The organism is Mycolicibacter acidiphilus (assembly GCF_018455725.1).
In the GTDB taxonomy this organism is placed as follows: domain Bacteria; phylum Actinomycetota; class Actinomycetes; order Mycobacteriales; family Mycobacteriaceae; genus Mycobacterium; species Mycobacterium acidiphilum.
The window spans coordinates 137,686-149,675 of the sequence record NZ_JAHCLR010000007.1 but is presented as its reverse complement, the minus strand read 5'-3'; the positions used below and the strand labels follow the sequence as shown (position 1 = coordinate 149,675).

Genomic DNA, 11,990 nt, shown 5'->3' with positions numbered 1-11,990 from the left:
GCTGATTGACCAATAGAACGTGTTAAACCTCTGATAAAGCTGCCAGGTGGTGCTGCACGTCGCTCGGGACCGCCGCGGCGTGCGGCGGCTGACCGAGATCGCGGTGTTGCGGCCGGACGGCACCGGGACGGTGCAGGCGCTGACGGCCTGGCGGCACGGCCACGGCACCCAGGGCCACACCGGTCACGCCGATGAACTGCAGCGCCTGCTGCGTGACCGGGTGACGCCGTGACCGGCCCGGTGCTCGCGGCCCTGACCCTGGCAGCGGCGGTCCTGCTGCCGGCTGCACCGCGCCGGCGTCTCGGTGCGCCCGCCCGGCCGGCGTTCGGGCTGCGCCGGCGCGTGGTGGCCGCCGTCGTGGCCGGGTGCTGCGCGGCGTCCGCGCTCGTCATGCTGCCGCCGGCCACCTGCCTGGCCGGCGCCGCCCTGGTGGCCACCCTCACCGTGCGGCACCACCGGGCCCGGCGGCGCGCGGCGGCGGCACGTGAGACCGCCGCACTGCACGCCGCGCTCGGTGCACTCGTCGCCGAACTACAGGCCGGGTCGGATCCGGTGCGGGCCTTCGCCGAAGCAGCCACCGAGACCGAGGAGGCCCCGGTCGCGGCCGCACTGCGCGGGGTGGCCGCCCGGGCCCGGCTGGGGGCCGACGTCGCAGCCGGCCTGAGCGACGCGGCCGTCGGCTCGGCGCTGCCCGCACTGTGGAACTGGCTGGCCGTGTACTGGCGGCTGGGCAGTGAACACGGTATCGCGATCGCCACCCTGATGTGCGCGGCGCAGTCCGATATCGCTGCGCGCCAGCGGCTTTCGGCGCGAGCCGACGCCGGGATGGCCGGTGCCCGCACGTCGGCGGCAATCCTGGCCGCGCTGCCGGCCCTGGGCCTGCTGCTCGGCCAACTGATCGGCGCCCGGCCGATCGGCTTCCTGCTGAGCCGGTCCGGCGGCGCGGTGTCGGTGGCCGGGGTGCTGCTGGCCTGCGCCGGACTGCTGTGGTCGGACCGGATCACCTCGCGGGCGTTCGACGCATGAGCAGCGCGGTGATGCTGCTCGCGCTGGCCGTGCTGGTGACCGGCGGCCCCGCCGCGAGCCGGGCGCGCGCCGGAGCACGGTCGCGCCAGTCGCCGCGGCGTCCGGTGGCCGCGGACCCCGACGCGCTGGCGCTGGCATCGAGCCTGGAGGTGTTCGCGCTCTGCCTCAACGCCGGCATGCCGGTCTCCGCGGCGGCCGCCGCCACCGCTCGTTGCGCACCGCCGGGGCTGGCCCGGACGCTGCGCCGCGGGGCGGACCTGCTGGCACTGGGTGCCGACCCGGCCGCGGTCTGGGGCGGACTGCCGGCTGACGACCGTGATCCGGCGACCGCGGCGCTGCTGCGGTTGGCCCGCCGGTCCGGGTCGTCAGGCACCGCACTGGCGGCCGGCGCCGCTGATCTCGCCGCCCGGTGCCGGGCCGACGCGGCCGACGCCGTGACGGCCGCGGCGGAGCGGGCGGGCGTGCTGATCGCCGGGCCGCTCGGAGTGTGTTTTCTGCCGGCGTTCGTCTGCCTGGGAATCGTCCCGGTGGTGGCCGGACTGGCCGGGGATGTGCTGCGGTCGGGGCTGCTGTGACCGGCCGACCGGATTTCGCGGAACGGCCGCGGAAACGATCACCGAGGAGGGACGGGCTATGACACGAATACGGCAGGTGCGCACCATGTTACGGGTGCTGAAGCTGCGGCTGCTGATGCTGGCGGCCGATGATTCGGGGATGTCCACGGTGGAATACGCGATCGGCACCGTCGCAGCGGCGGCCTTCGGGGCGATTCTCTACACGGTCGTCACCGGGGACTCGATCGTGGCGGGGCTGAACCGGATCATCGGGCGTGCGCTGAGCACCAACCTCTGATCGTGGCGAGGTCCGGTGAACTCGACCGGGACGCCGGCGTGGGCACGGTGGAGGCGGCGTTCGGCCTGGCCGCGCTGGCCGCGACGCTGGTGCTGTGCCTGGCGGGCGGGACCGCGCTGGCCATGCAGGTCCGGTGCGTGGACGCCGCCCGGGAGGCCGCCCGGCTCGCGGCGCGCGGTGACGGCCCGGCGGCGGCCGCGGTGGCCGGTCGGATCGCACCCGCCGGTGCGGTGCTGCAGGTGCGCCGGGACGGGGAATTCGTGGCGGTGCAGGTCACCGCGCGCACGGCCCTGCTGCCCGGGCTCACGGTGGCGGCCGAAGCGGTGTCGGCCGTCGAACCGTCGCGGTGACACCGGTGCGGCGACGGTGTTCGCCGCCGCCGGAGTCGCGGTGCTGCTGACCGTGAGCTACGGCGGATTCCTGCTCGGCGCGGCGGTCATCGCCCGGCACCGGGCTCAGGCCGCTGCCGACCTGGCCGCGCTGGCGGGGGCGGCAAGACTGCCCGCCGGCCCCGAGGCCGCCTGCGCGGCAGCCGAACGGCTGGCGGTGCGGATGCAGGCCGGGGCCGCCGTCGAATGCACGACGCAGGGCCTCGACCTGCTGGTCCGGGTGGCAGTGCCGCTGCCGTTCCACGGGCTGGGGCCGGCCCGGGCGGCGGCGCGTGCCGGGCCGGTTGCTCAGGCCGGCTCGAAGCCCGCCTCGGCGAGTTCGGCCTCGGTCGGCAACCGCAGTGCGATCAGCCCGGCGACGACGCCCGGCTCGAGCTCCACCCGGTTGACGGTGACGTGCACCGGGTTCCAGCCGCCGCCCGGCGCACGCATCCGCAGCATCCCGGCGGTCGGGCCGGTGCCGAACTCGGCCGTCATCTTCGCGACCACCGGCTCGTCGTCCGGATGCACCCGGGGTGCGTCGACCGTGCCGCGCCAGTCGTAGAACGGGCACGGATCGTCCAACCACTTCAGCAACCGCCAGTCGGCCATGTCGACCATGGCGCGGTGCACCCCGGGCTGGGCCAATCCGTGCAGGATCTGCTCGGCGAGCGTGTCGGGACGCTGCGCGGCGCCGTCCAGGTTGCCGCGCCAGTTCATCCCCCGGGACACCAGGTGGTCGCGCCCGTCGGCTCCGGGTTCGAAGGCGGTACGCGCCACGAAGCCCACCCGGATCGGATTGCCCTGCCAGTCGGTGACGTCCCAACTGCTGCACATGGTCTGACCGGGTTCGGCCCGGATCGCCAGCGCCATGATCTTGCTTTCGTTCGGGCTGAAGTCACGCGTCGGCAGTTCTTCGGCGAACACCCGACCGTGGGTGGTCTCGACCTCGGGGTTCTTGCCGCTGTTGGTCAGCGACTCCGTCGTGTCGGTGGCCACCCCCAGGGTGAGGTCCCATTTCAGCGGCCCCGGGGTCGGGCGCTCCGGCGGCTCCATCGTCGCCGGCCCGCTCCAGACGTGGACGCCGTGCACCCGGTCGTCGGACATCACCACCGGCTCGGTGCGGATCACCCGGTCGTTCTTCGGGGTGATGCTGGCCAACGGCTGACCGGTGCGCACCGATTCGGCGATCGCCGTCTGGATCGCGGCCACATGCGGGCTGCGGCGCAGGAACTGGGTGATCGGGATCATGTTCTTCACCTGACGGCCCTGTGCGACCACCACCGGCTCAGTGCCGAGTGTCTCCACCAGCAACCAGTCGTGGCTCATGTCAGGGATATTACGGGCAACGGTTGTCTACCTGCGGCAACAGTGGAGGATCACCCTGGACCGTTCCGGCGGCCCGGATCGCGCCGCCTTCTCGAGTTGCGCGGGTACCGGGCGGGCGGTTAACTTACGCGTGCCGGGCGGTTGTCCGGGTTTGGGAGCTGAGCGCTTTTTTCGACTGCTCTTCTTGTCGCTGTTGTGGCAGCTACCGGGATACCGGAGACAGGGGAGTCGGCCGTTCGGGGGGTCGGCCGACTCCCGTCACACTTCAGGCAACATCCGAACCGTCCGGCCCAACTCGTTCAGGACCAGGTGCAGCACCCGCACCGCGCCGTCCTTGTCCAGCGGATCGTTGCCATTGCCGCATTTCGGCGACTGCACGCAGGACGGGCAGCCGTGCGGGCATTCGCAGGACTGGATCGTCGCCGCCGTGGCGGCCAGCCAGGTGCGCGCAGCCCGGAACCCTCGTTCGGCGAACCCCGCCCCGCCCGGATAGCCGTCGTAGACGAAGACGCTGGGCAACCCGCCCAGGGCGTCCGGCCCCACCGCGGTCGACAGGCCGCCGATGTCACCGCGATCGCAGCTGGCCACCAGCGGGAGCAGCCCGATCGCCGCATGCTCGGCGGCGTGCAGCGAACCGGGGATCGCGGTTTCGGCGAGGCCGCAACCGGTCAGCGCTTCGGGCGTGATCGTGTAGACCACCGCCATCGTGGGCAGCGTCGCCGCCGGCATGTCCAGGTCGACGAAGTCCAGCACTTCGCCGCTCGGCAGCCGGCGCAGGTAGCCGACGATCTGCCGGGTCACGGTGACCGGCACCAGGCCCAGGCTGACCGGGCCGAACTGTGAGCGCTCGCCGTCGCCGGTGACGTCGATGTCGGTGATCTCCCGGGCGAACGTGGCGTAGCCGGGATCCTCGGCGTGCACGAACGCGATCTGACCCTCGGTGTCCAGCGCGTCGACGACGTAACTCTCACCCTGATGCAGGTACACCGCGCCGGCGTGGACGGTGGCCGGCGCCCGCCCGGCGTCGACGCTGCCCAGCAGCCGCCCGGTGTCACCCTCGACGATCGCGACCTGCCCGGCGGCCGAACCCCGGATGTCGACGGCGGCGTGCGGGTCCAGCAGACCCGGGGTCGGGTAGTACTTGTCGCCCCGGCGGCGCAGCAGTCCGTCGTCGACCAGGGACTCGGTGACCGGCCCGGCGCCCAACTGCTCGACCTCGGCCCGGGTCAGTGGCAGCTCCACGGCCGCGCAGAGCAGCTGCGGACCCAGCACGTACGGGTTCACCGGGTCGATCACGACCTGCTCGATCGGCTTGTCCAGCAGCGCCGCCGGGTGGTGCACCAGGTAGGTGTCCAGGGGGTCGTCGCGGGCGATCAGCACGATCAGCGCCGCCTGCCCGCGCCGTCCGGATCGGCCGGCCTGCTGCCAGAACGATGTCACGGTGCCGGGGAAACCGGCCATCACCACCGCGTCCAGCCCGGCGATGTCGACGCCGAGCTCCAGCGCGTTGGTGGTGGCCAGCCCGTACAGGTCGCCGTCGGCCAGCGCCCGCTCCAGGCTGCGGCGATCCTCGGCCAGGTAGCCGGCCCGGTAGGACGCCACCTTCTCGGCCAGCTGCGGTGCGACCGACTCCAGCCGCGCCCGGGCGGCCAGCGCGATCAGCTCGGCGCCCCGCCGCGACCGTACGAACGTCAGCGTGCGCGCGCCCTCGGCGATCAGGTCGGCCATCACCCGGGCCGCCTCGGTGCTGGCGGACCGCCGCACCGGGGCGCCGTGCTCGCCGGTCAGGTCGGGCCGCAGGGCCGGTTCCCACAGCGCCACGGTCCGGGCGCCGTGCGGTGAGCCGTCCTCGGTCACCTCGGCGACCGGCCGGCCGATCAGCGCCGACGTACTCGCACCCGCCGCCGCGGTGGTCGCGCTGGCGAAGATCACCGTCGGCCCCGCCCCGTAGCGTGCGCAGAGCCGCAGCAGCCGGTGCAGCACCAACGCCACGTTGGAGCCGAAGATCCCCCGGTAGTAGTGGCATTCGTCGACGATCACGAACCGCAGCCCGCGCAGGAACACCGCCCAGCGCGGGTGGTTGCGCAGCATCGCCAGGTGGACCATGTCCGGGTTGGAGAACACCCACCGCGACCGTTCCCGGGCGAACCGGCGGATCTCGGTCGGGCTGTCCCCGTCGTAGGAGGTCGGCGCCACCCCGCCGGCCAGGCCGGGGATCGCCGCGGTCAGCGCCTGCGCCGCCCGCAGCTGGTCGTGGCCGAGCGCCTTGGTCGGGGACAGGTACAGCACCCGGGCACGCGGATCGGTCGCCAGCGCATCGAGCACCGGAAGCTGGTAGGCCAGCGATTTCCCGGACGCCGTCCCGGTGCTGATCACCACGTCCCGCCCGGCGTGGGCCAACTCGGCGGCCGCCACCTGGTGTGACCAGGGCGTTTCGATGCCGCGCTCGGTGAAGGCGCGAATCACGTCGGGCTGTACCCAGGCCGGCCATGCGCCGGCCCGTCCGCCCGCCGCCGGCAGGTCGGTGACGTGGCGCAACGGGTGTTCGCCACCCTCGATCCCGGCCAGCGCGGCGACCAGCAGGTCACCCCCGAAATTCGCGGCCATTCACCGGTCCTTGATCAACTGCACAGCATTCCGTCGCCCATTGTTCATCGACGCCCGAATGATTTGGGGACCGCGGTCTGTCCTCGGCGCGATGAACATGATTGACTGGTGGCGGTCGCAGCTTCTGTGTTCGTGTCACACCTTCGCAGGATCTTTGGTTGCGGCCGCAGTTTCCGCTGGAGCTGGTCGGTGGCAGCGCCGACGGCTCCGCAGGCGGTACGGCGGCCGGGACAGGCCCGGGGCGCCGAAAGTCGGTGCGCCGAGCGACGGTGCGCCGCACCGAGCAAGAAGAGTAAGGAAAGATCGACAAATGCCACAGGGAACTGTGAAGTGGTTCAACGCCGAGAAGGGCTTCGGCTTCATCGCGCCCGAGGACGGATCCGCGGACGTGTTTGTCCACTACACGGAGATCCAGGGGTCCGGCTTTCGCACCCTCGAGGAGAACCAGCGGGTGGAGTTCGAGGTCGGCCAGAGCCCTAAGGGCCCGCAGGCCACCGGCGTCCGCGCCGTCTGAGCAACGGAGTTCGACGACACCCCCCGGGCGGCTCCCACTAGCGGAGCTCGACCGGGGGGTTTCGTTTCGGCCGGGCTTACTGTCGGTGCTGTGAGCCAGCTTTCCTTCTTTTCGGCAGAGTCGGTGCCGCCGGGCGTCGCCGACCTCACCGGGGTGCTGGCCGGCGCCGGTCAGGTCGTCGTCGTGGGTGACGGCGCCCGGCTCTCGGTGGTCGTCGACGCGCCCTGGCGCGCCACGGCGCTCGCCGAGATGATCAGCGCGGCCGATCTGCAACCCGAGATCACCCGCACCGAGGAGGACACTCCGCTGGTGCGGACGGCCGTCGACCCGCGGCTGCGGGTCATCGCCGCGCAATGGACCCGCGGGGCGGTCAAGACGGTGCCCCCGCAGTGGCATCCCGGCCCCCGGGAACTGCGGGCCTGGACGTTGGCGGCGGGCACCGCCGACGGCGACCGGTATCTGCTGGGCCTGGATCCGCACGCGCCGGACACCCACGCGCCACTGGCGTCGGCGCTGATGCACGTCGGGATCGCCCCGACGCTGATCGGCACCCGCGGCAGTCATCCGGCGCTGCGAATCAGCGGCCGACGCAGGCTGTTGCGGCTGGTGGAGAGCGTCGGGGAATCACCCGCGGACCCGGCCGCGTTGATTCAGTGGCCGCGTGTCGGACCGGCGGTACCGGTCGACCGCGGCAACCTTTGAGAGAATTCACCGCTGGGCGCCGGTTTGCATCGGCATACCCGCAGGTGCGAGATTGTCAGATGTCCACCGGCGGCACGACCTGCTGGTGCGGACAAGAAGTGGAGCGTAGGGCAGGTGGCTGAGCAGGAGCACCAGGGCAACGGACGCGGTGGTGGCACCTCCGTTCGGCGGCTCGTCATTGTCGAGTCGCCCACCAAGGCGAAGAAGATCGCCGGCTACCTGGGCCGCAACTACGTCGTCGAGTCGTCCCGTGGGCACATCCGCGACCTGCCCCGCAACGCCGCCGACGTGCCGGCCAAGCATAAGACCGAGCCCTGGGCGCGGCTCGGGGTCAACGTCGACTCCGACTTCGAACCGCTCTACATCGTCAGCCCCGAGAAGAAGGCCACGGTCACCGAGCTCAAGGGGCTGCTGAAGGACGTCGACGAGCTCTATCTCGCCACCGACGGTGACCGCGAGGGCGAGGCCATCGCGTGGCACCTGCTGGAGACCCTCAAACCCAAGGTCCCGGTCAAGCGGATGGTGTTCCACGAGATCACCGAGACGGCGATCCGCAACGCCGCCGAGCACCCGCGCGACCTGGACCACGACCTGGTCGACGCGCAGGAGACCCGCCGCATCCTGGACCGCCTCTACGGCTACGAGGTCTCACCCGTGCTGTGGAAGAAGGTCGCGCCGAAGCTGTCGGCCGGCCGGGTGCAGTCGGTGGCGACCCGGATCATCGTCGACCGCGAGCGCGAGCGGATGGCGTTCCGCAGCGCCGGCTACTGGGACGTGGTGGCGCAACTGGACGCCGGCGTCTCCGACCCGACCGCCACTCCGCCCACGTTCAGCGCCCGCCTGGTCGCCGTCGACGACCTGCGGGTGGCGTCCGGCCGTGACTTCGACTCGCTGGGTGCGGTGAAGAAGCCCGCCGAAGTGACCGTGCTCGACGAAGCGGCGGCCACCGCGCTGGCCACTGGGCTGCGCGGGGCGTCGCTGTCGGTGGCGTCGGTGGAGGAGAAGCCCTACACCCGCAAGCCCTACGCGCCGTTCATGACCTCGACGCTGCAGCAGGAAGCCGGCCGCAAGCTGCGGTTCTCCTCCGAGCGGACGATGAGCATCGCCCAGCGGCTCTACGAGAACGGCTACATCACCTACATGCGTACCGACTCGACGACGCTGTCGCAGTCGGCCATTGATGCCGCCCGTACCCAGGCGCGTCAGCTGTACGGCGAGGAATACGTCTCGCCGACCCCGCGGCAGTACACCCGCAAGGTCAAGAACGCCCAGGAGGCCCACGAGGCGATCCGCCCGGCGGGGGAGACGTTCGCGACGCCGGACGCGGTGCGCAACGAACTGGGCAGCGACGAGTTCCGGCTCTACGAGCTGATCTGGCAGCGCACGGTCGCGTCGCAGATGGCTGACGCTCGCGGCACCACGCTGAGCCTGCGGATCGGCGGCATGTCCGGGGACAGCCGGGTGACGTTCGCCGCGAGCGGGCGCACCATCACCTTCCCGGGCTTCCTCAAGGCGTACGTGGAGACGGTCGACGAGCTGGCCGGCGGGGAGGCCGACGACGCCGAGCGCCGGCTGCCGCAGCTGACCCAGGGCCAGCGTGTCGACGCGACCGAGCTGACCCCGGACGGGCACTCCACCAACCCGCCGGCGCGCTACACCGAGGCATCGCTGGTCAAGGCGCTCGAAGAGCTGGGCATCGGCCGGCCGTCGACGTACTCGTCGATCATCAAGACCATCCAGGACCGCGGCTACGTCTACAAGAAGGGCAGCGCGCTGGTGCCGTCCTGGGTGGCGTTCGCCGTGATCGGCCTGCTGGAGCGGCACTTCCGGCGGCTGGTGGACTATGGGTTCACCGCGGCGATGGAGGACGAGCTCGACGCGATCGCCGCCGGGCGTCAGCACCGCACCGCGTGGCTGCAGAACTTCTACTTCGGCGGCGACTACGGCGTCGAGGACTCGATCGCCCGCTCCGGTGGGCTGAAGAAGCTGGTCGGGGTGAACCTGGAGGGCATCGACGCCCGGGAGATCAACTCCATCAAGCTGTTCGACGACGCCGAGGGCCGGCCGGTGTACGTCCGGGTCGGCAAGAACGGGCCGTACCTGGAGCGGATGGTCGTCGGCGACGACGGCGAACCGACCCCGCAGCGCGCCAACCTCGACGACTCGCTGCCGCCGGACGAGCTGACGCTGGAGATGGCCGAGGAGCGCTTCGCCACCCCGCAGGAGGGCCGGGAACTGGGGATCGACCCCGAGACCGGTCACCCGATCGTCGCCAAGGACGGCCGGTACGGCCCGTACGTCACCGAGGTCCTCCCGCCGCCGCCGGACGACGAGTCCGGCAGCCCGGCGAAGAAGGGCAAGAAGCCGACCGGCCCGAAGCCGCGCACCGGTTCGCTGCTGCGCAGCATGAACCTGCAGACGGTGACGCTGGACGACGCGCTGAAACTGCTGTCGCTGCCGCGGCTGGTCGGCGTCGACCCGGGTTCCGGTGAGGAGATCACCGCGCAGAACGGTCGCTACGGGCCGTATCTGAAGCGTGGCACCGACTCCCGGTCGCTGGCGACCGAGGAGCAGATCTTCGACGTCACCCTCGATGAGGCGCTGAAGATCTACGCCGAGCCGAAACGCCGTGGCCGCCAAGCGGCTTCGGCTGCGCCGCTGCGCGAACTCGGCGCTGACCCGACGACCGGCAAGCCGATGGTGATCAAGGACGGCCGGTTCGGGCCGTACGTGACCGACGGCGAGACCAACGCCAGCCTGCGCAAGGGCGACGAGGTCGCGTCGATCACCGACGAGCGCGCCGGTGAACTGCTCGCCGACCGGCGGGCCCGCGGCCCGGTGAAGAAGGCGACCAAGAAGGCGCCGGCGAAGAAAGCCGCGGCGAAGAAGGCCCCCGCGAAGAAGGCGCCGGCCAAGAAGGCCGCCAAGAGCTGAGGTCAGCTGCTGACGGGCGAAACGTCTTCGACCGTCGCAAGATTCAGCGGCCGGGCGAGCTGGGTGGAGGCCACGCGTCCGCGCAGTTCGACGATCTCGCCGACCTCCCAGGACAGCGCCTCGGAGTCCACCGCGTTGCTGACCGTCACCGCTGACGCCAGCACGTGGCGGTCCTCGAGCTTGGCCAGTTCGGTGAGCCGGGCGGCTTCGTTGACCGGGTCGCCGATCACGGTGTACTCGAAACGGGCGCGGGCGCCGATGTGGCCGGCGATGGCCCGCCCGGTCGACACCCCGATGCCGAACTCCGCGGAACCCAGCACCGGCAGCAGGCCGTCGTGCAGGTCGCGGGCCGCCGCCAGCGCCGCGCTCGGCGCATCGGGGTGCTCGATCGGAGCGCCGAAGATCGCCAGTGCCGCGTCGCCCTGGAACTTGTTGACGAAGCCGCCGTGCCGCCCGACGGTCTCGACCACCACCCGGAAGAACTCGTTGAGCAGGCCGACGACCTCGCTGGGCGGTCGGGTCGCGGCGAGCTGCGTTGAGCCGATCAGGTCCACGAACAGCACGGCGACGTCACGCTCCTGCCCGCCGAGTTCGGTGCCGCGCTCCAGGGCGCGCCGGGCGACGTCCTCGCCGACGTAGCGGCCGAACAGGTCACGCAGTCGCTGCCGTTCGGCGAGGTCGCGCACCATGTCGTTGAACCCGGCCTGCAGCAGGCCCAGTTCGCTGGCGTCGTAGATCTGCATGTGGGCGTTGTAATTGCCGCGCTGCACCTCACCGAGCGCCCAGCGCAGCTGTCGCAGCGGGTCGGCGATCGACATCGAGACCAGGATGGTGCCCATCAGTCCGATCCCGAGCGCGGTGAGCGCCATCATCAGGATCGGCGTGAACAGCTTCTCCGGGGCGGCGTGCAGCAGTGCGGTCTTGCTGGACACCACCGACAGCACGATCGCCAGCAGCGGTACCCCGGTGGACAGCAGCCAGGTCAGCAGCTGACGCAGGATGACGCCGGGCGCCTTGAGGTTCTCCGGCAGGCCGGCCCGCAGCGCGGCCACCGCCACCGGCCGCAGCACCCGCTCGGACTGCAGGTAGCCGATGATCGCGGTCGCCGCCGCGCCCAGGGCTACGGCGATCGCCACCACCGGCACGGCGTGCTTGGCCACCGGCCACGCGGCGACGATGAAGTTCACCCCGCCGACGAACCAGTAGCCGAGGCTGATCAGCGTGCGGTAGAACGGCATTCGCAGGGCGCGGACGCGGGCCAGTTCGGTGGCGCTGGAGTCGGTCTCGACCAGGGGGCCGTCGCTGCGCTGCCAGCGGAACACCGGCATCATCATCCACATGCTCAGCAGCGAGCCGAGCTCGCGCACGATGATGAGCACGGTGATGAACACCGCCAGGTTGAGCAGCGGCAGGTCCTGCAGTTGGATGCGGTCCTCGTCGGGCAGTCCGAAGCGCAGGAACCCCACCACGAACAGGCCGCCGACGATGTCGGACTGGATCATGCTCAGGGCGAAGACCGGCCACGGTGTGCGCATCACCCACCAGGCGAATCGGATGATCCGCTCGATCAGCCTGCGTATGCCCACGCGAACACCGTATCCGGCCGGTGCGGCCCGCGTCGGCCGGAACGCCGCGTCGGCGGGGTGCCTGCCGGTCGG

Annotated in this window: 11 protein-coding genes and 1 pseudogene; 9 read left to right on the top strand and 3 right to left on the bottom strand. The window is 71.7% G+C overall.

The features are described 5' to 3' along the window. The first annotated feature begins 49 nt into the window (after nucleotides 1–49). The 6 genes and pseudogenes from KIH27_RS06460 to KIH27_RS22465 form a co-directional block, all read left to right on the top strand. A complete protein-coding gene (locus KIH27_RS06460; RefSeq protein ID WP_214092108.1) occupies nucleotides 50–232 on the top strand; it encodes a hypothetical protein in 183 nt (60 codons plus the stop codon). After that, nucleotides 229–1,026, top strand: coding sequence for a type II secretion system F family protein (locus KIH27_RS06455; protein WP_214092107.1), 798 nt, complete (start codon nucleotides 229–231; stop codon nucleotides 1,024–1,026). Before KIH27_RS06460 ends, KIH27_RS06455 begins: the two co-directional genes overlap by 4 nt. Beyond that, a complete protein-coding gene (locus KIH27_RS06450) occupies nucleotides 1,023–1,601 on the top strand; it encodes a type II secretion system F family protein (RefSeq protein WP_214092106.1) in 579 nt (192 codons plus the stop codon). The genes KIH27_RS06455 and KIH27_RS06450 overlap by 4 nt, the downstream gene beginning before the upstream one ends. Nucleotides 1,602–1,659: 58 nt before the next feature. Further along, complete coding sequence (locus tag KIH27_RS06445) at nucleotides 1,660–1,878, top strand: DUF4244 domain-containing protein (RefSeq protein WP_214092105.1); 219 nt, start codon at nucleotides 1,660–1,662, stop codon at nucleotides 1,876–1,878. 47 nt (nucleotides 1,879–1,925) lie between these two features. Further along, entirely contained in the window at nucleotides 1,926–2,228 is a 303-nt protein-coding gene (locus KIH27_RS06440; protein ID WP_307856802.1) for a TadE family type IV pilus minor pilin, read from the top strand. Nucleotides 2,229–2,244: 16 nt separating this feature from the next. Then, a pseudogene (locus KIH27_RS22465) lies at nucleotides 2,245–2,490 on the top strand (Rv3654c family TadE-like protein); the annotation flags it as partial. A gap of 65 nt (nucleotides 2,491–2,555) precedes the next feature. Here KIH27_RS22465 and KIH27_RS06435 read toward each other — a convergent pair. Together KIH27_RS06435 and sftH are read right to left on the bottom strand one after the other, a co-directional pair. Next, nucleotides 2,556–3,575, bottom strand: a complete 1,020-nt coding sequence (locus KIH27_RS06435; RefSeq protein WP_214092104.1) for a PAS domain-containing protein — start codon at nucleotides 3,573–3,575, stop codon at nucleotides 2,556–2,558. 258 nt (nucleotides 3,576–3,833) lie between these two features. Continuing rightward, complete coding sequence (sftH, locus tag KIH27_RS06430) at nucleotides 3,834–6,182, bottom strand: DEAD/DEAH box helicase (protein WP_214092103.1); 2,349 nt, start codon at nucleotides 6,180–6,182, stop codon at nucleotides 3,834–3,836. Nucleotides 6,183–6,492: 310 nt separating this feature from the next. On the opposite strand from sftH, the gene KIH27_RS06425 reads away from it, so the two are divergent. The 3 genes from KIH27_RS06425 to topA all read left to right on the top strand — a co-directional run bounded on the left by KIH27_RS06425 (nucleotide 6,493) and on the right by topA (nucleotide 10,332). After that, nucleotides 6,493–6,696, top strand: a complete 204-nt coding sequence (locus KIH27_RS06425) for a cold-shock protein (RefSeq protein ID WP_005138711.1) — start codon at nucleotides 6,493–6,495, stop codon at nucleotides 6,694–6,696. Between the two features lie 90 nt (nucleotides 6,697–6,786). Beyond that, on the top strand, nucleotides 6,787–7,398 hold the full coding sequence (locus KIH27_RS06420; RefSeq protein WP_214092102.1) for a hypothetical protein: 612 nt from the start codon (nucleotides 6,787–6,789) through the stop codon (nucleotides 7,396–7,398). A 114-nt stretch (nucleotides 7,399–7,512) separates the two neighbouring features. Continuing rightward, nucleotides 7,513–10,332, top strand: a complete 2,820-nt coding sequence (gene topA, locus KIH27_RS06415; protein ID WP_214092101.1) for a type I DNA topoisomerase — start codon at nucleotides 7,513–7,515, stop codon at nucleotides 10,330–10,332. A 2-nt stretch (nucleotides 10,333–10,334) separates the two neighbouring features. Here topA and KIH27_RS06410 read toward each other — a convergent pair whose 3' ends face one another. Next, entirely contained in the window at nucleotides 10,335–11,867 is a 1,533-nt protein-coding gene (locus KIH27_RS06410; protein WP_214092120.1) for an adenylate/guanylate cyclase domain-containing protein, read from the bottom strand. Between the last annotated feature and the right edge of the window lie 123 nt (nucleotides 11,868–11,990).